The sequence below is a fragment of the Streptomyces sp. NPDC088197 genome (genome assembly GCF_044741185.1).
Lineage (GTDB): Bacteria > Actinomycetota > Actinomycetes > Streptomycetales > Streptomycetaceae > Actinacidiphila.
In genome coordinates, this window is the sequence record NZ_JBIUSD010000003.1 from 65,930 (window position 1) to 84,880 (window position 18,951).

General features: G+C 71.4%; 18 protein-coding genes. 7 read left to right on the forward strand and 11 right to left on the reverse strand.

Translation table 11 applies throughout. From position 1 onward, the window contains the following. The first annotated feature begins 22 nt into the window (after window positions 1–22). On the forward strand, window positions 23–880 hold the full coding sequence (locus ACIOC1_RS08810) for a deoxyribonuclease IV (RefSeq protein WP_401852873.1): 858 nt from the start codon (window positions 23–25) through the stop codon (window positions 878–880). Between the two features lie 94 nt (window positions 881–974). Then, window positions 975–1,535, forward strand: coding sequence for a DUF4396 domain-containing protein (locus tag ACIOC1_RS08815; RefSeq protein ID WP_401852876.1), 561 nt, complete (start codon window positions 975–977; stop codon window positions 1,533–1,535). 4 nt (window positions 1,536–1,539) lie between these two features. Here ACIOC1_RS08815 and ACIOC1_RS08820 read toward each other — a convergent pair whose 3' ends face one another. After that, window positions 1,540–2,154: a sulfite oxidase-like oxidoreductase gene (locus tag ACIOC1_RS08820; RefSeq protein ID WP_355334188.1), complete on the reverse strand. Its 615-nt coding sequence runs from the start codon at window positions 2,152–2,154 to the stop codon at window positions 1,540–1,542. 159 nt (window positions 2,155–2,313) lie between these two features. Here ACIOC1_RS08820 and bfr point away from each other — a divergent pair, with 159 nt between their 5' ends. Continuing rightward, window positions 2,314–2,793 (forward strand): bacterioferritin, encoded by a 480-nt coding sequence (gene bfr, locus ACIOC1_RS08825; RefSeq protein ID WP_188284346.1) that lies wholly within the window; start codon window positions 2,314–2,316, stop codon window positions 2,791–2,793. 57 nt (window positions 2,794–2,850) lie between these two features. On the opposite strand, the gene ACIOC1_RS08830 is transcribed toward bfr, so the two are convergent. Together ACIOC1_RS08830 and ACIOC1_RS08835 are read right to left on the reverse strand one after the other, a co-directional pair. Next, window positions 2,851–3,180 carry a (2Fe-2S)-binding protein gene (locus tag ACIOC1_RS08830; protein ID WP_391159792.1) on the reverse strand — a complete coding sequence of 110 codons (330 nt, stop codon included), beginning with the start codon at window positions 3,178–3,180 and terminating at the stop codon, window positions 2,851–2,853. Between the two features lie 151 nt (window positions 3,181–3,331). Then, a complete protein-coding gene (locus tag ACIOC1_RS08835) occupies window positions 3,332–4,681 on the reverse strand; it encodes a class II 3-deoxy-7-phosphoheptulonate synthase (protein WP_355334194.1) in 1,350 nt (449 codons plus the stop codon). A 375-nt stretch (window positions 4,682–5,056) separates the two neighbouring features. Here ACIOC1_RS08835 and ACIOC1_RS08840 point away from each other — a divergent pair, with 375 nt between their 5' ends. Next, window positions 5,057–7,822 carry an N-acetylmuramoyl-L-alanine amidase gene (locus ACIOC1_RS08840; RefSeq protein ID WP_401853618.1) on the forward strand — a complete coding sequence of 922 codons (2,766 nt, stop codon included), beginning with the start codon at window positions 5,057–5,059 and terminating at the stop codon, window positions 7,820–7,822. A 262-nt stretch (window positions 7,823–8,084) separates the two neighbouring features. Continuing rightward, window positions 8,085–10,037, forward strand: a complete 1,953-nt coding sequence (locus ACIOC1_RS08845) for an anthranilate synthase family protein (RefSeq protein ID WP_401852880.1) — start codon at window positions 8,085–8,087, stop codon at window positions 10,035–10,037. Window positions 10,038–10,121: 84 nt separating this feature from the next. On the opposite strand, the gene ACIOC1_RS08850 is transcribed toward ACIOC1_RS08845, so the two are convergent. The 5 genes from ACIOC1_RS08850 to ACIOC1_RS08870 all read right to left on the reverse strand — a co-directional run bounded on the left by ACIOC1_RS08850 (window position 10,122) and on the right by ACIOC1_RS08870 (window position 14,903). Further along, on the reverse strand, window positions 10,122–10,778 hold the full coding sequence (locus tag ACIOC1_RS08850) for a uridine kinase (protein ID WP_391043922.1): 657 nt from the start codon (window positions 10,776–10,778) through the stop codon (window positions 10,122–10,124). Between the two features lie 154 nt (window positions 10,779–10,932). Beyond that, window positions 10,933–11,961: a 6-phosphofructokinase gene (locus ACIOC1_RS08855; protein ID WP_355334200.1), complete on the reverse strand. Its 1,029-nt coding sequence runs from the start codon at window positions 11,959–11,961 to the stop codon at window positions 10,933–10,935. Window positions 11,962–12,032: 71 nt separating this feature from the next. Further along, entirely contained in the window at window positions 12,033–12,716 is a 684-nt protein-coding gene (locus ACIOC1_RS08860; protein ID WP_355334202.1) for a response regulator transcription factor, read from the reverse strand. Beyond that, window positions 12,713–14,014: a MacS family sensor histidine kinase gene (macS, locus tag ACIOC1_RS08865; RefSeq protein ID WP_401852885.1), complete on the reverse strand. Its 1,302-nt coding sequence runs from the start codon at window positions 14,012–14,014 to the stop codon at window positions 12,713–12,715. The genes ACIOC1_RS08860 and macS overlap by 4 nt, the downstream gene beginning before the upstream one ends. A 25-nt stretch (window positions 14,015–14,039) precedes the next feature. Beyond that, a complete protein-coding gene (locus tag ACIOC1_RS08870; RefSeq protein ID WP_401852888.1) occupies window positions 14,040–14,903 on the reverse strand; it encodes a lysophospholipid acyltransferase family protein in 864 nt (287 codons plus the stop codon). 264 nt (window positions 14,904–15,167) lie between these two features. Between ACIOC1_RS08870 and ACIOC1_RS08875 the strand changes: the two genes are divergently transcribed. Both ACIOC1_RS08875 and ACIOC1_RS08880 read left to right on the forward strand, forming a co-directional pair. Continuing rightward, the gene (locus ACIOC1_RS08875; protein WP_401852891.1) at window positions 15,168–15,992 is read left to right on the forward strand and encodes an alpha/beta hydrolase; all 825 of its coding nucleotides are present in this window, start codon (window positions 15,168–15,170) and stop codon (window positions 15,990–15,992) included. Continuing rightward, entirely contained in the window at window positions 15,985–16,665 is a 681-nt protein-coding gene (locus ACIOC1_RS08880) for a hypothetical protein (protein ID WP_401852893.1), read from the forward strand. The genes ACIOC1_RS08875 and ACIOC1_RS08880 overlap by 8 nt, the downstream gene beginning before the upstream one ends. A gap of 34 nt (window positions 16,666–16,699) precedes the next feature. On the opposite strand, the gene ACIOC1_RS08885 is transcribed toward ACIOC1_RS08880, so the two are convergent. The 3 genes from ACIOC1_RS08885 to ACIOC1_RS08895 are packed head-to-tail and all read right to left on the reverse strand — an operon-like array spanning window position 16,700 to window position 18,951. After that, on the reverse strand, window positions 16,700–17,545 hold the full coding sequence (locus tag ACIOC1_RS08885; RefSeq protein WP_401852896.1) for an endonuclease/exonuclease/phosphatase family protein: 846 nt from the start codon (window positions 17,543–17,545) through the stop codon (window positions 16,700–16,702). 4 nt (window positions 17,546–17,549) lie between these two features. Continuing rightward, window positions 17,550–18,491 carry an ROK family glucokinase gene (locus tag ACIOC1_RS08890; RefSeq protein ID WP_355334214.1) on the reverse strand — a complete coding sequence of 314 codons (942 nt, stop codon included), beginning with the start codon at window positions 18,489–18,491 and terminating at the stop codon, window positions 17,550–17,552. 55 nt (window positions 18,492–18,546) lie between these two features. Continuing rightward, complete coding sequence (locus tag ACIOC1_RS08895; RefSeq protein ID WP_401852899.1) at window positions 18,547–18,951, reverse strand: DUF5304 family protein; 405 nt, start codon at window positions 18,949–18,951, stop codon at window positions 18,547–18,549.

Consider the following 18,951-nt stretch of genomic DNA (forward strand, 5'->3'; position numbering starts at 1 on the left):
CGCCGACGGGTGCGGCGGGCTGATGCGGTCGCGCAATCCGGTGGGCAGCCATGTGCCGGTGGCCGGCGGGCTGGCCACCGTGGGGCTGGGGTACGCGGAGCGGATCGGCGCGGAGACCGTCCAGGTCTTCGCGGCCAATCCGCGCGGCTGGGCGACTCCGCCCGGCAGCCCTGTCCAGGACGAGGAGTTCCGGACGCGCTGCGCGGAGCTGGACCTGCCCGCGTATGTGCACGCGCCGTATCTGATCAACTTCGGCTCGCACACCGAGGCGACGGTGGAGCGCTCGGTGGAGTCGCTGCGGCACTCGCTGCGCCGGGCGCGGGCGATCGGCGCGCTGGGCGTGGTGGTGCACACCGGCTCGGCGACCGGCGGCAGGACCCGCGAGGTGGCGCTGGCGCAGGTGCGCGAGCGGGTACGGCCGCTGCTGGACGAGCTGACGCACGACGACGACCCGTGGCTGCTGCTGGAACCGACGGCGGGGCAGGGCTCCTCGCTGTGCTCGCTGGTCGCGGACCTGGGCCCGTACATGGCGGCGCTCGACCGGCATCCCCGGCTCGGGGTGTGCCTGGACACCTGTCACGCCTTCGCGGCGGGGCACGACATGGCGGCGCCCGGCGGGATGACGGCGATGCTGGACGAGCTGGCGGCGACGGCGGGCGAGGGGCGGCTGCGGCTGGTGCACGCCAACGGCAGCAAGGACGTGTGCGGGGCGCGCAAGGACCGGCACGCGAACATCGACGCGGGCCATCTGGGCGCGGAGCCGTTCCGTGAGCTGCTGCGGCACCCGGCGACGGAGGGCGTGCCGCTGGTCATCGAGACGCCGGGCGGGCCCGAGGGGCACGCGTCGGACGTGAAGCTGCTGAAGGAGCTGCGCGGATAGAGGTTGCTCCCGGCCCTCAGGAATACCCCCAGGGGGTATGTGGTTGTGCTGACCGCAAGGCACCGCACGCACTTCCTGAGGACGGGGACATCCCATGGCGTACGAGCACACGGCCCACGACCACGCGGCGCACGATCAGGCAGCTCATGGCCAGGCAGCTCACGACCACACCGCCCACGACCACGCGGCGCACGCGCACCACGGCGGCAGCGGCGGCGGGGCGGGCTGGCGGACGGCCGCCCAGGCGACCCTGCACTGCCTCACCGGCTGCGCCATCGGCGAGGTCCTCGGCATGCTGATCGGCACGGCGCTCGGCTGGGACAACGTGCGGACGATGCTGCTGGCGATCGTGCTCGCCTTCGTCTTCGGCTACTCGCTCACCATGCGCGGCGTGCTGCGCGCGGGCCTGGACCCGCGCTCGGCGCTGCGGGTGGCGCTCGCCGCCGACACCGTGTCGATCATCTTCATGGAGCTGGCCGACAACGGCACGATCCTGGTCTTCCCCGGCGCCATGGACGCGACCTTGGCCGACGCCCTGTTCTGGGTGAGCCTGGCGCTCTCCTTCGTGGTGGCCTTCGCCGTCACGACCCCGGTCAACAAGTGGCTGATCGGGCGGGGCAAGGGCCACGCGGTGGTGCACCAGTACCACCACTGAGCCGCTACAGCTCGGGCCCGTCGCCCGGCTCCTCCTGGTACGAGTAGCGCTGCTCGTTCCAGGGGTCACCGAGGTTGTGATAGCCGCGCTCCTCCCAGAAGCCGCGGCGGTCCGCCGTCATGTACTCCACCCCGCGGACCCATTTGGGGCCCTTCCAGGCGTAGAGGCCGGGGACGACGAGGCGGACCGGAAATCCGTGTTCCGCGGTGAGGGGTTCGCCGCCCTTATGGGTCGCGAATATCGACTTGTCGTCGATGAAGTCCTCGATCCGCAGATTCGAGCTGAATCCGTATTCGGCCCACACCATCACATGCGTGACGTCGTCGGCGGGCGGCGCCAGTTTCAGCACGGTATCGGTGGAAACCCCGCCCCATTCGATGCCGAGCATCGAGAACTTCGTGACGCAGTGGAAGTCGGCGACGACCGTGGCATACGGCAGCGCGGAGAACTCCTCGTGGTTCCAGCAGGTCTTGTCGTTGTCGGCGGTCGCGCCGAAGACCCGGAACTCCCAGCGGTCCGCCGTGAAACGGGGTACAGGGCCGTAGTGCGTGACCGGCCAGCCCCGCTGGATCCGCTGCCCCGGAGGAAGCTCCCCCGTCTGGCGTTCGGACTGACCCATGTCTCCATGGTGACAGACGGGGCGTGATGCTTCCGACCGGGCGGGGTCTTTCCGGGCAAGCCGGGCCCCGGAACGTAAGCCTGCACTTACTGGATCAGATGCCTGAGCAGTGCGAAGATGCGCGGAACCTGACAGCCCGATCGGAAGGACGGCGTTGCCATGCAGGGCGACCCCGAGGTCATCGAGTTCCTCAACGAACAGTTGACCGCTGAGCTGACCGCGATCAACCAGTACTTCCTGCACGCGAAGATGCAGGAGAACTTCGGCTGGACGAAGCTCGCGAAGTACACCCGGTCGGAGTCGTTCGACGAGATGAAGCACGCGGAGATCCTGACCGACAGGATTCTCTTCCTCGACGGGCTGCCGAACTACCAGCGGCTCTTCCATGTCCGGGTGGGCCAGACGGTCACCGAGATGTTCCAGGCCGACCGCCAGGTCGAGGTCGAGGCGATCGACCGCCTGCGGCGCGGCATCGAGGTCATGCGCGCCAAGGGCGACATCACCTCGGCGAACATCTTCGAGTCGATCCTGGAGGACGAGGAGCACCACATCGACTACCTCGACACCCAGCTCGAACTGGTCGAGAAGCTGGGCGAGCCGCTGTACATCGCGCAGCTCATCGAGCAGCCGGAATCCTGACGGACGGTCCCGCCGGCCGGCGCCCCGCGGTCCCGTAGCCGCGCTTCGCGGCCCCGGTCAGGCCGCCTGCGCGGCGGCGGGCGGCTCGTTGGCGCCGGGCACGGCGATCCGCTCGGCGCGGGCCGCCGCCGGGACGTCCGGCTCCACCCGTGCCGCGGCCGGCTGCTCCGCGCCACGGGCGTCCGCGAGCATCGCCGCGAGGCGCTGGGTGCGGGTGGTGGCCGGGGCGGCGCCGCGGCCGAGGAGGCCCTGGATGCGCTTGACGCAGGAGCCGCAGTCGGTGCCCGCCTTGCAGGCGGAGGCGATCTGGCGCGGGGTGCAGCGGCCGTCGTCGGCGTGCTGCTTGACCTGCTGCTCGGTGATGCCGAAGCAGGAGCAGACGTACACGCGGTCACCGCCGATCAGGGCCCAGGAGTGCCTCAGAAGCTGAGGTTACCCTTACCTTACCCGGCGCCCCTGGTCAGGAAAAGCGCCGAGGGGCGCGGATCGGTGTGATCCGCGCCCCTCTGGACGAAACGGCCGGTGGGGCCGCCGCGCGCTACTGCCCGCGGTACATCTCGGCCACGAGGAAGGCCAGGTCCAGCGACTGGCTGCGGTTGAGCCGCGGGTCGCAGGCCGTCTCGTACCGCTGGTGCAGGTCGTCGACGAAGATCTCGTCGCCGCCGCCGACGCACTCGGTGACGTCGTCACCGGTCAGCTCGACGTGGATGCCGCCCGGGTGCGTACCGAGGGCGTGGTGCACCTCGAAGAAGCCCTTGACCTCGTCGAGCACGTCGTCGAAGCGCCGGGTCTTGTGGCCGGAGGCCGCCTCGAAGGTGTTGCCGTGCATCGGGTCGGAGACCCAGGCGACCTGCGCGCCGGACGCGGTGACCTTCTCCACCAGCGTCGGCAGCTTGTCGCGCACCTTGTCGGCGCCCATCCGCACGATGAAGGTCAGCCGCCCCGGCTCGCGCTCCGGGTCGAGGCGCTCGATGTAGGAGAGCGCCTCCTCCGGGCTGGTGCCGGGACCGAGCTTGATGCCGATCGGGTTGCTGATCCGGGACGCGAACTCGATGTGCGCCCCGTCGAGCTGCCGGGTCCGCTCGCCGATCCACACCATGTGGCCCGACACGTCGTACAGCCGGCCGGTCCGCGAGTCGGTACGGGTCAGCGCGGTCTCGTAGTCGAGCAGCAGCGCCTCGTGGGAGGCGTAGAACTCGACCGTGCGGAACTCGGCCGGGTCGGTGCCGCAGGCGGCCATGAAATTCAGCGCGTTGTCGATCTCGCGGGCCAGCGCCTCATAACGCTGCCCGGACGGCGAGGACTTGACGAAGTCCTGGTTCCACGCGTGCACCTGGCGCAGGTCGGCGTAACCGCCGGTGGTGAAGGCGCGCACCAGGTTCAGCGTGGACGCGGACGCGTGGTACATCCGCTTGAGCCGCTCGGGGTCCGGGATGCGGGCCTCGGGGGTGAAGTCGAAGCCGTTGACCGAGTCGCCGCGGTAGGTCGGCAGGGTCACGCCGTCGCGGGTCTCGGTCGGCTTGGAGCGCGGCTTGCTGTACTGCCCGGCGATCCTGCCGACCTTGACCACCGGCACGGACGCCGCGTAGGTGAGCACCGCTCCCATCTGGAGCAGCGTCTTGAGCTTGTTGCGGATCTGGTCCGCGCCGACGGCGTCGAACGCCTCCGCGCAGTCACCGCCCTGGAGCAGGAACGCCTCGCCCTTGGCCACAGCCGCCAGGCGACTGCGCAACTGGTCGCACTCCCCCGCGAAGACGAGCGGCGGATACGAGGCGAGGTCGGCGATCACATCGCGCAGAGCCTCGGAGTCGGGCCACTCAGGCTGCTGCGCCGCGGGAAGAGAATGCCAGGTGTTGTCACCGGCGTGGATATCTGCGTTCACGGTCACGGGCCCAACATTACGGGGTCGTGTCACGTGCTTATGGCCCCGCTCAGGAAGTGAGACGGACCCGGTGGCCACCATCGGTCGAAAACGGAGGCGAAAGGTCCGGCGGGCGACACGGACCCGGTCCACTCCTGCCCCTTCCGTGACTGCTAATGTCTGGCCGCCTAGGCCCGTCGGGCTGATTGCACGAGCGGTCCAGCAGCCGAAGGGGCCGTTCGCGATCCGCCGGACCGGCCTCAGGGCCGGTGACCGCCAAACCCCGCGGTCATCAAGGGGAGGGCGCGCGACTCGCGTGCCGGAATAGCCGAGGGCTGCGCGTTGACACGTAGACACCGCCGGAAGAAATCACTGATCGCTTACGGAGCCGCCGCCGTCGTGCTGGCCTCCGTCGCCACCTACGGCACCATCGCCATCGCGACACCGTCATCCGGGGGCGGGACGGACGCGAAGGCGGATGGCTCCACCACCTCGTTGCAGGACGCCTTCGCGTCCGCGGCGAAGGAGTTCAAGGTCCCGCAGAGCGTGCTGATGGCCGTTTCGTACCAGCAGACGCTGTGGGAAGCGCACAACGGACAGCCGAGCACCACGGGCGCGTACAACGTCATGGGGCTGACCCAGGTCGAGCCCGAGGACCTGGAGGAGTCGAGCACCGCCGACAAGCTGGCGGAGGTGAACCTCAGCGGCGACCCGGTGGTCACCAAGCACTTCAACGCCGCGCGGGCGCTCAAGTCCGACCCGGCGAAGGTGAACACCGACGACCCGCGGCTGCACACGCTGGACGCGGCGGCCAAGCTGACCCGTACCTCGCAAGAGGACGTACGCACCGACGAGCGGCAGAGCGTCCGCGCGGGCGCCGCGCTGCTCGCGCGGTACCAGAAGGAGGCCACCGGCTCGCTGCCGGCCGACCCCGGCCAGTGGTACGCGGGCATCGCGCGCTACAGCCAGTCGACCGACCCGCAGGGCGCGCAGCTCTTCGCGGAGCGCGTGCTGGGCTCGGTGAAGACCGGCGTCAGCCGGGTCACCACCGACGGCCAGTCGCTGACGCTGCCCGCCGACCCGACGGTGCGGGTGGTCAAGCCCGCCAAGGTCCCGGTGACGGCGACGTTCGCGAGCACGGCGGCCGTCCCGACCCCCGAGTGCCCGGCCGAGCTGCACTGCACCTTCGACCCGGCCGCCTACGCCAAGGCCGGTTCCGCGGCGGACGACTTCGGCAACTACAACGAGTCGAACCGGCCCGCCAACGGCGAGGACATCCGCTACATCGTCATCCACGACGCCGAGGGCACCTTCGCGGGCACCCTGGCGACGTTCAAGGACGTGTCCCGGTACGCCAGCGCCCACTACGTGGTCGGCGGCCAGGGCCAGGTCGCCCAGGCCGTGGAGACCAAGAACGAGGCGTGGCACGCTGCCAACAAGACCGTGAACATGCACTCGGTCGGCATCGAGCACGAGGGCTACGCGATCAAGAACGGCCAGTGGGTCTCCGAGCAGGAGTACCAGTCCTCGGCGACGCTGGTGAAGTACCTGGCCGCGAAGTTCAACATCCCGCTGGACCGTGAGCACATCATCGGCCACGACGAGGTGCCGGGCGTGCTCGACACCAACGTCAGCGCGCAGCACTGGGACCCGGGACCGTTCTTCGACTGGAACCACTACATGTCGCTGCTCGGCGCGCCCGACGGCGCCGGCGGCGCGGGCGGTCCGGTCAAGGCCGGCCAGCTCGTGCGGGTCGTCCCGCCGTACAGCACGGCGAACCAGCCGAAGCTGACCAACGGCGGCACCGCGGTGGCCGCGCAGCCCGCGAACTTCCTGTACCTGTACACCTCGCCGTCCACCACCGCCGCGCAGCCGACCGACCCGTACGTCGGTACGGGCCCGCTGCCGACCGAGGGCTCCAACTGGTCGAACAAGGTCCTCGCGGGCGGCGCCTACGTCGTCGCCGAGGCGCAGAACGACTGGACGGCCATCTGGTACGGCGGCAAGAAGCTGTGGTTCCGCAACCCCGGCGGCCAGTACACCTCGGTCGTCACGCCGACCAGCGTGATCACCCCGAAGACCGGCGCGACCTCGATCCCGGTCTACGGCCGGGCGTACCCGGAGGACGCGGCGTACACCGGCACCAACGTGCCGGTGCAGTCGCAGAACAACGCGTCGCTGACGAAGTACAGCGTGCTGTCCGGGCAGGCGTACCCGACGGCGGGTGTGCAGAAGGCGGGCGACTACTGGTTCGCGGGGACCTTCGCGGGCACCGCGGCCGGTGACCGCACGCTGGTGCAGGGCAAGACGAACCTCTTCTACCCGATCCGGTACAACCACCGGATCGCCTGGGTGAAGGCCAGCGACGTCCAGCTCAAGACCAGCACGGCGGCGGACTCCGGCACCACGCGCTACAACCTGCTGGCCCGCGACGCCTCCGGCGGCCTGTACCAGTACCAGGGCACGGGCAGCGCGACCACGCCCTTCTACACGAAGTTCAAGGTCGGTCCCGGCTGGCAGATCTTCAACACGGTCACCGCGATGACCGCGCTGCGCGCGGACGGCACCGGTGACCTGGTGGCCCGCGACACCTCGGGCGTGCTCTGGTACTACCAGGGCAGCGGCAAGCCGTCCGGGCCGTTCAAGGCGCGGCTGAAGACCGGCGCGGGCTGGGGCGTCTACAACATGATCATCGGAGCCCGGGACATCACCGGGGACGGCAAGCCGGACCTGATCGCGCGCGACTCCTCGGGCAACCTGTGGCTGTACAAGGGCACGGGCAACCCGGCGGCGCCGTTCGCGGCCAAGGTGAAGATCGGCCCCGGCTGGAACATCTTCAATATGCTGATCAGCACGGGTGACATCACCGGCGACGGCAAGGCGGACCTGCTGGCCCGCGACACCGCCGGTGTGCTGTGGCTGTACAAGGGCACCGGCAGCCCCACCGCCCCGTACGCGGCGCGGGTGAAGGTCGGCGGCGGCTGGAACGCGTACAACACCATCGTCGGGGTCAGCGACCTCAACGGCGACGGGAAGCCGGACGCCGTGGCGCGGGACGCCTCGGGCACCTTGTGGTTCTACAAGGGCACCGGGACGGCGACGGGCGGACCCTTCGCGGCCAAGTCCCAGATCGGCGGCGGCTGGAACGCGTACAACCTGCTGTTCTGACCCACCGCCGCCGCGCGTGACCACGGGCCCGGCCCGCGGGTGGAACCGGCTGTCCCACCCGCGGGCCGTGCGCTAAGGTCGGCGGTATGAACGCGCCGACAACGACGATTCAGTCGCTGAACCAGAACTGGTGGTGGACCGCTCCTCCGGCGGCCCACTGATCGCGCGCACGACACTTCGCGAAGGCCGCCCCCAGGGGCGGCCTTCGGCGTTTCCCCGCCGGGCCGGCCGCCCCTTCCGAACTCCCTTGGAAGGAACCGCCGTGCACGTCACCCAGCCCACCCCGCACGCCCTCGTCGAGCGCCTGACCGCCCCCGGCTGCCCGCCGTTCGCGCTGCTGCACCGCCGTACGCCCGGCCGCCCGGACGCCGTGGTGGAGGTGCTGCTCGGCCCGGTCGGCTCCGTCGAGCGGCTGGCCGACATCCCGCTGCCGACGGGTGCGCCCGCCGACGGCTCCCCGGCCACCGACGCGCTCGCCCTCGTCCCGTTCCGGCAGATCCGCGAGCGCGGCTTCGACGTCCACGACGACGGCACCCCGCTGACCGTCCTGCGGCCCGACGAGTCGTACGCGTTCGCGCTCGCCGACCTGCTGGCCGCGCTGCCCGACCGCGAGGTACGCGTCGAGGGCGGCGACTTCGACGTGGACGACGACACGTACGCGGGCATCGTCGAGCGGGTCATCGAGGACGAGATCGGGCGCGGCGAGGGCGCCAACTTCGTGATCCGCCGCACCTTCCGGGGCACGGTCGCCGACCACGGCCCGGACGCGGCGCTCGCGCTCTTCGCCCGGCTGCTGCGCGGCGAGCGCGGCGCGTACTGGACGTATGTGGTGCACACGCCCGAGCGCACCCTGGTCGGGGCGAGCCCCGAGGTGCACGTACGGATGTCGGGCAGCGCGGTGGTGATGAACCCGATCAGCGGCACCTACCGCTATCCGGCCGAAGGGCCGTCGGCCGAGGGGCTGCTGGCGTTCCTGCACGACCCGAAGGAGGTGGAGGAGCTGACGATGGTCGTGGACGAGGAGCTGAAGATGATGTGCACCGTCGGCGACCTCGGCGGGGTCGTCGTCGGCCCGCGGCTGAAGGAGATGGCCCATCTCGCGCACACCGAGTACGAGTTGCGCGGGCGCTCCACCATGGACGTGCGGGACGTGCTGCGCGAGACGCTGTTCGCCGCGACCGTGACCGGCTCACCGGTGCAGAACGCGTGCCGGGTCATCGAGCGCTACGAGCCGGTCGGGCCCGACGGCGCGGGGCGCGGCTACTACGCGGGCGCGCTCGCCCTGCTCGGCCGCGACGCGGGCGGCGCGCAGACCCTGGACTCGCCGATCCTCATCCGCACCGCCGACATCTCCCCGGCCGGGGAGCTGAAGGTGCCGGTCGGCGCGACCCTCGTCCGGCACTCCGATCCGTACGGCGAGGTCGCCGAGACCCACGCCAAGGTCGCCGGGGTGCTGACCGCCCTCGGGGTCCGCCCGGCCCCCGCGGCCCCGGCGAGCGGGGTACGGCCGAGGCTGGCCGACGACATCCGGGTACGGGCGGCGCTGGACGCCCGGCGGGCGCACCTCGCCCCGTTCTGGCTGCGGATGCGGACCGCGCGCACGGACGAGGCGCCGTCGGCCGGGCACGCGCTGGTGGTGGACGGCGAGGACACCTTCACCGCGATGCTCGCGCACGTCCTGCGCTCCTCGGGGCTGGCCGTGACGGTACGGCGCTTCGACGAGCCCGGTCTGCGGGAGGCCGCCCTGGGCCACCCGGGGCCGGTCGTCCTCGGCCCCGGGCCCGGCGACCCGTCGGACACCGCCGACCCCAAGATGCGGCTGCTGCGCGGCCTGGCGGCCGATCTCGTCGCCCGGCACCGGCACGGCATCCTCGGGGTCTGCCTCGGCCACGAACTGCTCGCCGCCGAACTCGGCCTCGACATCGTCCGCAAGGCGCGTCCCGCGCAGGGTGCCCAGGAGCGGATCGACTTCTTCGGGCGCCCCGAGACCGTCGGCTTCTACAACACCTTCACCGCCCGCTGCGCCCCCGGTTCCGCCGTCGCGGAGGAACTGGCCATGCACCAGGTCGAGTTGAGCCTGGACCCCGCCACCGGCGACGTCCACGCCCTGCGCGGCCCCGGCTTCGCCGGCGTCCAGTTCCACCCCGAGTCCGTCCTGACCCTGAACGGCCCCGCCGTGGTGGCCGAGCTGCTGACGTCGGTGACGGTCGCCTGAAGGTCCGCCCGGCGGGCGGCGGTTCCTCGTTCCTCAGGGGCGCGAGGAACCGCGCGGCCACGTCCCACCGGCCGGTGGGAGGGATCAGACCGCGAGCGGCTCGGCCTGCGGGGCGAGCGCCGCCACGCTGTGGCTGATCGCGCAGCTCCCCGCGCTCCTCGGGGGCAGCGTCATGAGCGCGGTCACCGCACGCAGCATCGACGCGCCGTCCGCCGTGCCGTCGAGCACGAGATCGGCACGGGCCCGGGACGGGGCGACGTAGGCCGCGTGGCGTTCGCGTCCGCTCTGAAGGTAGTTGAGGAGGGAGAGCCGCGGGTCCTGGCCGAGGACGTCGATCTTGCGGAGGATCTTCCGGGCCAGCCGGATGTCGTCCGGCGTGTCGACGTAGACGCGCCAGGTGGCGCGGGTGACGACGGCGGGGAGGGTGAGGGCGAACAGGCCCTCGACGACGACCAGCCGGTACCGTCCGCCGGAGGTCGCGGCGTCGACGGCCGCCGTGACGGCCCCCTCGTCGATGGAGCCCGGATGGTTCCAGTCCAGCGTGTCGGCGCCCGAGGCGCTCCGCGTACGTACCCCGCGCACAGGATCGTGCGCGGGGACGTAGAAGTCGTCGAGATGGATGAGACCGACGGTCTCCGGGTCATGCCGCGCCAACGCCTCGGCAAGCGTGGACTTGCCGGATGCGGTGCCGCCTGCGACCGCCAGTAGGGGCACGTGCTGCCCACTCGCCACACCCGTCATACCGGGCGCTCCTCATGTGCTCAATGGGGGGAAACGAAGCGGCGGGACTGGACAGGTCCGATGCCGGGTGGAGGGAGAATAGGGCGAGGAGATCGCTGGTGACAAGCGGTGTCGGGCAAGCGACGGGCAAAAGAATTTCCGGCGGGGAGCAGCCCTAGCCGAAGAAGACGCCGACCTCCTCGTAGAGCAGCGGATCGACGGTCTTGATACGGGCGGTGGCGTCCGCGATCGGCACCCGGACGATGTCGGTGGCGCGCAGCGCGACCATCGTGCCGAAGTCCCCGTCGCGGACCGCCTCGATGGCGTGCAGGCCGAAGCGGGTGGCGAGCCAGCGGTCGAAGGCGCTGGGGGTGCCGCCGCGCTGGACGTGGCCGAGGACGGTGGTCCTGGCCTCCTTGCCGGTGCGCTTCTCGATCTGTTTGGCCAGCCATTCGCCGATCCCGGAGAGCCGGACGTGGCCGAAGGAGTCCAGGGTGCCGTCCTTGAGGACCATGTCGCCGTCCTTGGGCATGGCGCCCTCGGCGACGACCACGATCGGCGCGTAGCGGATCTTGAAGCGGCTCTCGACCCAGGCGCAGACCTGGTCGAGATCGAAGCGCTGTTCCGGGATGAGGATGACGTTGGCCCCGCCCGCGAGGCCGGAGTGCAGGGCTATCCAGCCCGCGTGCCGTCCCATGACCTCGACGACCAGGACGCGCATGTGGGACTCGGCGGTGGTGTGCAGCCGGTCGATGGCCTCGGTGGCGATGTTGACCGCGGTGTCGAAGCCGAAGGTGTAGTCGGTGGCGTCGAGGTCGTTGTCGATGGTCTTGGGGACGCCGACGACCTTGACGCCGTGTTCGTCGTGGAGGGTGGCTGCCACGCCGAGGGTGTCCTCGCCGCCGATCACGATGAGCGCGTCCACGCCCTGTTCGACGAGATTGCGCTGGACGCGCTCCACGCCGCCCTCGACCTTGAGCGGGTTGGTGCGGGAGGACCCGAGTATGGTGCCGCCGCGCGGCAGGATGCCGCGCACGGCCGGGATGTCGAGCGGCACGATGTCCCCTTCGAGGGGACCGCGCCAACCGTCCCGGTAGCCGGTGAATTCGTACCCGTACTCCTGGACGCCTTTACGGACGATGCCGCGAATGACCGCGTTGAGACCTGGGCAGTCACCGCCGCCGGTCAGAACTCCGACCCGCATGGACTCTTCCCTTCGTCGCAAGCCAGCTGTGCCGGATGTGACAAACACCGGCCAAGCTAGCGTGACTTGGGTCACATGTCGCCGTCCAGGTCGCCGTCAAGACCGGCCTCGATCGCGTATCGGACAAGCTCGACGCGATTGTGGAGCTGGAGTTTGCCGAGGGTGTTCTGCACGTGGTTCTGCACGGTCCGGTGGGAGATGACCAGGCGCTGCGCGATCTGCTTGTAGCTCAGGCCCTTGGCGACCAGCCGCAGCACCTCGGTCTCGCGCTCGGTGAGCCGGGGCGCGGCGGGTTCGCCGGTCGTGGCGGGCGGCGGCACGGTCGCGAGCCTGCGGTACTCGCCGAGCACGAGTCCGGCCAGGCCCGGCGTGAACACCGGGTCCCCGACGGCGGTCCTGCGCACCGCGTCGACCAGTTCGTCGCGGCCCGCGGACTTCAGCAGATAGCCGGTGGCACCGGACTTCACCGCCTCCAGGACGTCCTCGTGCTCGCCGCTGGCGGACAGCACCAGGACGCGAATGGCGGGGTCGTCCGACATGACCTGCTTGCACACCTGCACGCCGGAGGCGCCGGGCAGGTTGAGGTCGAGGACGATCACCTGCGGGCGGGCGGCGCGCGCCCGCCTGATCGCCTCGGGGCCGTCGCCCGCGGTGGCCACCACCGTGAAGCCGGAGTCGGACAGATCGCGGGCCACGGCGTCGCGCCACATGGGGTGGTCGTCGACGACCATCACCGTCACGGACTGATCGGTCATGCGGTCCTGCTTCCCTCTGTCTCGCTGAGTACGGGCACGGGCCGGGACACGGGGTCAGGGCCGGATACGGGCGCGGGCCGGGACACGGGGTCAGGGCCGGATACGGGCGCGGGGTCGGATACGGGTGCGGGGTCGGGCTCGGCAGCGGGCGCGGTGTTCTTCGACGGCCCCCTGGGCAGCCGCAGTTCGACCTCCGTGCCCTGGCCCGGCACCGACTCCACCACGGCGGTGCCGCCGAGGTCCCGCAGCCGGCCGCGGATCGACTGGGCGACACCGAGCCGCCCCTCGTCCTCCGCCGCGGCCAGCCGCCCCTCGGTGATGCCCGGGCCGTCGTCCCGCACGCTGACCAGCACCGCGTCCGGCTCGTCCTCGACCAGAATCCAGGCGTGCGCGCCGTCACCCGCGTGCTTGCGCACATTGTCCAGCGCCGCGCCCACGGCGGCGGTCAGTTCGGCCGCCGCGTCCGGTGCGAGCAGGACGGGCGTGCCGGGCGCGGACAGCGTGACGCTCGCCGAGGCGTACGGCGTGAGGAGCGTGGTGAGGTCGTGCGGGCCTGACGTCAGGGCGTCACCGGCGCCGCGCGCCTCGGGCAGCGGGCCGCCGGTGATCAGGGTGCGCAGCGCGGCCTCCTGCTCGCCCGCCATCCGGCCCAGCTCCGCGGCCTCTCCCCCGGCCTGGTTGCCGCGCCGCTGCACCATGGCGAGCACCTGGAGGACGCCGTCGTGGATGTCGCGGGCCAGCCGCTCGCGCTCCCGGGTGGCGGCCTCGATCTGGAGGGCGCGGGCCAGGGTGCGCTCACTGGCCCGCGCGACCTCGACCACATAGCCGATGGCGATGCTCGCCACCCAGATCAGCACGACATTGTGCAGGGTGTCGCGGCTGGGGGTGCCGCGCTCGATCAGGTCCGCGGCGGCGACCAGCGTGGAGGCGACCGCGGCCCACCGCCAGCCGCCCTTGACGGCGAAGGCCAGCACCGAGCCCGCGGTCCATATCGACGGCAGCGTGAAGGAGCCCGAGTCGATCCTGGCCTGGGTGTCGACCACGGCGGTGAGCAGGATGCCGGTGATCGCGACCGTGAGGTCGATGGTCAGGAAGCGCTTGGTGCAGCGCTCGGCCGACATCACGCGGCCGAGCGTGGACAGCGTCCACACCGCGAGCACCAGCATGTACGCGCCCGCGCCGAGCGGGTGCAGCAGGTCGTGGTACGCGTAGACGTACAGCGACAGCGCGTAGCCGAGGGTCAGGACACGGTAGGCGACCAGCGCGCGCCACAGCGGCTGTTCGACGGACATCCTCATGCCGGGTCCCCTCCCCCGCGGCCGGTCACTGGCCTGCGGGTTGCTCCTGCTTTATGTCGCCGGGGCCGCCCTCGCCGGTTCCCCCGGAGCCGGAGTCCCCGGTGCCGGAGTCCCCGGAGCCGGAGTCCCCGTCCGTACCGGATTCCCCGCCCGTACCGGAGTCGCGGCCCCCGGCCTTCTCCAGCTCGGCGGCGCGCTTGGCGGCCTCGGCGATCTGGCGCTTGGCGGCGGTGGCGTAGATGTCCACGTACTCCTGGCCGGACAGCTTCATGATCTCGTACATCACCTCGTCGGTGACCGAGCGCAGGATGAAGCGGTCGCCCTCCATGCCGTGGTAGCGGCTGAAGTCCAGCGGCTTGCCGATCCGGATGCCGGGGCGGATGGAGAGCTTGGGCATCACCTGGCCGACCGGCTGCACCTTCTCGGTGTCGATCATCGCGACCGGGATCACCGGGGCACCGCTGGCCAGCGCGACACGGGCGAGCCCGCCGGGCTTGCCGCGGTAGAGGCGGCCGTCGGGCGAGCGGGTGCCCTCGGGGTAGATGCCGAACAGCTCACCGCGCTCCAGCACCGCGATGCCGCTCTTGACCGCGGCCTCGCCCGCGCCGCGCGCGCCCGAGCGGTCCACCGGGAGCTGTCCGACGCCCTTGAAGAAGGCGGCCGTCAGCTTCCCCTTGACTCCGGGGGAGGTGAAGTATTCGGCCTTCGCGATGAAGGTGACCTTGCGGTCCAGCATCGCGGGCAGGAAGAAGGAGTCCGAGAAGGACAGGTGGTTGCTCGCCAGGATCGCCGGCCCTTCCCTGGGGATGTTCTCCAGGCCCTCCACCCAGGGGCGGAAGGCAGCCTTGAGCGGCGAGCCGATGGCGATCTTCATCGCACCGTAGAACAACCGAGGACCTCCTGTAGCCGACGGGAAGACCTTAACGCCAGTCGGGCCCGGTCTCTCCCCACGCACCCCGGCACCGCGGCCACGCCGTGACGACATCACGGCACCGTCGTGCCGCCGCCATGAAGGTGCCATGGTCACGCCACGGCCGCCGGGCCACGCTCGCCGCGGCCACCGACGGGGCTTACCGCTTGGTATCCGGTCCGCGTACGCTGAACCTCTCACCTTCGTGTACCCGCGATCGCGCCCTCGAACAGGAGACCCACGGTGCCGCTCATGCCCGGAGCCGAGCCGTACCGCCATGACGGCGGCGAGATCGGCGTCCTGATCTGTCACGGATTCACCGGTACACCGCAGTCCATGCGTCCCTGGGGCGAATATCTGGCCGCCCGCGGGCTGACCGTCTCCGTTCCCCTGCTGCCCGGCCACGGCACCCGCTGGCAGGACATGCAGGTCACCGGCTGGCAGGACTGGTACGCCGAGGTCGACCGCGAGCTGCGGTCGCTGTCCGACCGCTGCTCGCAGGTCTTCGTCTGCGGTCTGTCGATGGGCGGCACACTGGCGCTGCGGCTGGCCGAGCGGCACGGCGCCGCGATCAGCGGGCTCGTGCTGGTGAACCCGTCGGTGAAGGCCGACAGCCTCCAGCTCAAGGCGGTGCCCGTCCTGCGGCACCTGGTGCCGTCGGTGCCCGGTATCGCCAGCGACATCGCGCGTGAGGGCGGCGCCGAGCTCGGCTACGACCGGACGCCGCTGCACGCCGTGCACTCGCTCAGCAAGTTCTGGCCCGTCGTGCACGCCGGGCTGCCGCAGGTCACCCAGCCGCTGCTGCTCCTGCACAGCAGGGTCGACCATGTGGTGCACCCGTCGAATTCGACGGTGGTGCTCAGCAAGGTCTCCTCGACCGATGTCACCGAGCGGGTGCTGGAGCGCAGCTTCCACGTCGCCACGCTCGACCACGACGCCGAGCAGATCTTCACGGAGTCGTACGACTTCATCCAGCGGCTGTCCCGGCCGGGCGGGGAGCCCGCAGGGGACCTCGCCGAGGGCGGCGCGGCCGACGAAGCGGTAAAGGGGGGTACGGCCGGTGGCTGACCGCGAGGACGAGGGCACCGCACCGCAGGAGGAGCCGGCCCGTCCGCCGCTCGACGAGGACGCGGCGTGGGCCGCGCTGATCGCCGGCTACGACGACGAGCCCGAGCCGGGGTCGGTGGCGTGGCCGGACTCGGAGAACGTCACGGAGACGGCCTCGGGACCCACCACGTCGGGCACGGGTCAGCGGCCGGGCGACCGGTCGGCGGACGGCTCGGGGGCCGGCTCCGGGCGTGCCTCGGGGAACAGCCCGGCGGACGGCTCGGCGGACGCGGAGAAGGACGGCGAGAAGGACGACGAGGGCGAGGCCGGGACCGGCACGAAGGCGGACGCCGGACGTCCCGCGCTGCCCGGCTCCAGCCGCAGCATCGTCGTGCACCCGGTCATCCAGGGTCCGCGCGACTACGAACTGGCCGACGACGACGAGGACGCGCATTACGTGCCGCCCGAGCCGCCGCCGCTGCCCGACGCGGACGTCACCACGAAATTCGCCTGGATCGCGGTCCTGGGCGGACCGCTGCTCATGCTGGGCTTCGTCCTCTTCCAGGTCGAACTCACCTGGTGGGCCATCCTCTTGGGCGTCGGCGGATTCCTCGGCGGCTTCACGACGCTGGTCGCGCGGATGCGTACGGGAGAGGACGACGACGACCTGCCGGGCGGCGGGGCCGTCGTCTGAGGCCCCGCGTCCCTGACGAGGAGCGGCGGCGGGGCTAACCCGCCGCTTCCGCCTCGGCTTCTGCCTCGGTACCGGCCCGCGCGTCCGCCCCGGCCTCCGCTTCCGCGTCGCCCTCCGCTTCCGCCTCCATCGCGGTGGCGGGTACCCGGAGCGCGGCGAGCACCGGCATGTGGTCGGTGGCCGCGTACAGATCGGCCTCGTTGACTCCGGGCAGGCCCAACGGGACCCCGCAGCCCAGCACCTCGATGCCCGGTGTGCTGAAGACGGCGTCGATCCGCTGGAACGGCGCCCGGTGGTTGGTGATCTCGGCGCCCCACGGCGCGGTGGCGTAGCCGTCCTGGAGGACGTCGGCGATCCGGGAGAAGCCGGGGCGGTCCGGCGGCTCGTTGAAGTCGCCGCCCAGCACCACATACGGCTCGCCCATCGCGGCCACCCGGTCCAGTACGTATCCGGCCTGCTCGTACCGCTCGGCGGGCGACAGGCTCAGGTGGGTGGAGACGGCGGCCAGCCGCGCGCCGCCGATCCTGAGCACGGCGGTCGCGAACCCCCGCTGGTGCAGCGGGGGCCGGTGCGGCATGAGCGGATCCTCCACCCGCTCCACATGCGCGCGGAGCGAGGAAAGGATCATCGGGCCCGCGGCGGTCGCCCCGCCGGTCACGTACACCAGGCCGGACGCACGGGCGAGGCGGGCCGCGGCCTTACGCCATCGGAAGAACCGCGGAGCCTCTTGGACGAGGACGAGATCGGGGGCGCAGGCTCGGATCACCCGGGCCAGCGCCGCCGTGTCGTCCCGCATGGAACGGATGTTGTAGCTGAGCACGCGGACGACCGCCGAGCCCCCCGGCTCGGTGGCGGAACTCGGCAGATCCTCCACTGTCATCGTGTCAGCCCTGTCGTGCCAGGTCGGCCGCGCCCACCAGCCCTGCCTTGCCGCCGAGTTGGGCGGCCAGCACCTGGGCGTGCGGACGCCACTCCCCGCCGATCAGCCAGCGCCGGAAGGACTTGCGGATCGGATCGAGGACCAGTTCGCCCTCGTCCGACACACCGCCTCCGACGATGAACGCCGACGGGTCGAAGAGCGAGGCCAGGTCGGCCAGCCCCGCGCCCGCCCAACGGGCCAGCTCGCGGAAGGAGTCGACGGCGACCGGGTCGCCCTGGCGGGCGGCGGCACTGATGTGCCTGCCCTCGATGCCGTCCACCGTGCCGTCGCCGAGGGCGAGCAGCACTTCCGCGTTCTCCGGGGTCGCGTTGGCCCGCTGCTTCGCGTACCTGACCAGCGCGCGCCCGGACGCGTACTGCTCCCAGCAGCCCTGACTGCCGCAACCGCACAGCAGCCCGTCGGGCACGACCCGGATGTGACCGAACTCGGCCGCGACGCCGAACCGGCCGCGCCGCAGCTTGTTGCCGATGATGATGCCGCCGCCGAGACCCGTTCCGAGCGTGATGCAGATCACATCGGAATGTCCCTGCCCGGCACCGAACCGGTACTCGCCCCAGGCCGCCGCGTTGGCGTCGTTCTCCACGACCACGGGGAGCCCGACACGCTGCTCGACCTTGTCCTTCAGTGCCTCGTGCCGCCAGTTGATATTGGGGGCGAAGAGGACGGTGGCGCGCTTGTCGTCGACATAGCCGGCGGCGCCGATGCCGACGGCTTCGATCTGGTGACCGGTGCTGACCTGGCGTACCGCCTCCACGATCGCGTCGATGACGCCCTCGGGAGTCGGCGGCGTCGGCACCTTGACGGTCTCGAGAATCGAGCCTTCCTCGTCGACCACGCCGGCCGCGATTTTGGTGCCGCCGATGTCGACGCCGATGGTGAGTCCCATGTGTCCCTCAGTTTTCGGTCGATCCCCGCTTAGGAGAACCGTACCGGAGGGGAGGTCAGTCGAGGTCGATGTGTTCAGTCGGTGAACTCGGAGCGCGGTCCTCGCCCGTCCACCGCGTCTCGTGTTGGGCCACCGCAGAGCGGTATGCGGCGAGCAGTTCGGCTCCCGCGGCCGTCAGATGGTCGAACACATCCGGATTACGGTCCTTGATGGGTTCGACAACTGAACGCATCTGGGACATGACGCCCTGGGCGGCCATCTGTACCGCGGGGTTCCGCAGCGCCCCCAGTTTGTCCGTGACGGCCTCGCCGAACGCCTCCGCGAGGCGGCGCAGCTCCTCGCCCGCGCTGCCGACTCCCTGCCCCGCCTGCTCGCGCCGTCTGGCGTGCTCGGCCGCGATGTCCTCGGCGCTGGCCTTCGCCCAGGCGTCGGCGTCGGGACGTTCCGTGGATTCGCTCAT

What these genes read in the sequence shown, in the direction of transcription:
- ACIOC1_RS08810 (WP_401852873.1), top strand. Translation starts at nt 23, where the DNA reads ATGCGGTCGCGCAATCCGGTGGGCAGCCATGTGCCGGTGGCCGGCGGG.
- ACIOC1_RS08815 (WP_401852876.1), top strand. Translation starts at nt 975, where the DNA reads ATGGCGTACGAGCACACGGCCCACGACCACGCGGCGCACGATCAGGCA.
- ACIOC1_RS08820 (WP_355334188.1), bottom strand. Translation starts at nt 2,154, where the DNA reads ATGGGTCAGTCCGAACGCCAGACGGGGGAGCTTCCTCCGGGGCAGCGG.
- bfr (WP_188284346.1), top strand. Translation starts at nt 2,314, where the DNA reads ATGCAGGGCGACCCCGAGGTCATCGAGTTCCTCAACGAACAGTTGACC.
- ACIOC1_RS08850 (WP_391043922.1), bottom strand. Translation starts at nt 10,778, where the DNA reads ATGACGGGTGTGGCGAGTGGGCAGCACGTGCCCCTACTGGCGGTCGCA.
- ACIOC1_RS08855 (WP_355334200.1), bottom strand. Translation starts at nt 11,961, where the DNA reads ATGCGGGTCGGAGTTCTGACCGGCGGCGGTGACTGCCCAGGTCTCAAC.
- ACIOC1_RS08860 (WP_355334202.1), bottom strand. Translation starts at nt 12,716, where the DNA reads ATGACCGATCAGTCCGTGACGGTGATGGTCGTCGACGACCACCCCATG.
- macS (WP_401852885.1), bottom strand. Translation starts at nt 14,014, where the DNA reads ATGAGGATGTCCGTCGAACAGCCGCTGTGGCGCGCGCTGGTCGCCTAC.
- ACIOC1_RS08885 (WP_401852896.1), bottom strand. Translation starts at nt 17,545, where the DNA reads ATGACAGTGGAGGATCTGCCGAGTTCCGCCACCGAGCCGGGGGGCTCG.
- ACIOC1_RS08890 (WP_355334214.1), bottom strand. Translation starts at nt 18,491, where the DNA reads ATGGGACTCACCATCGGCGTCGACATCGGCGGCACCAAAATCGCGGCC.
- ACIOC1_RS08895 (WP_401852899.1), bottom strand. Translation starts at nt 18,951, where the DNA reads ATGAGCGAATCCACGGAACGTCCCGACGCCGACGCCTGGGCGAAGGCC.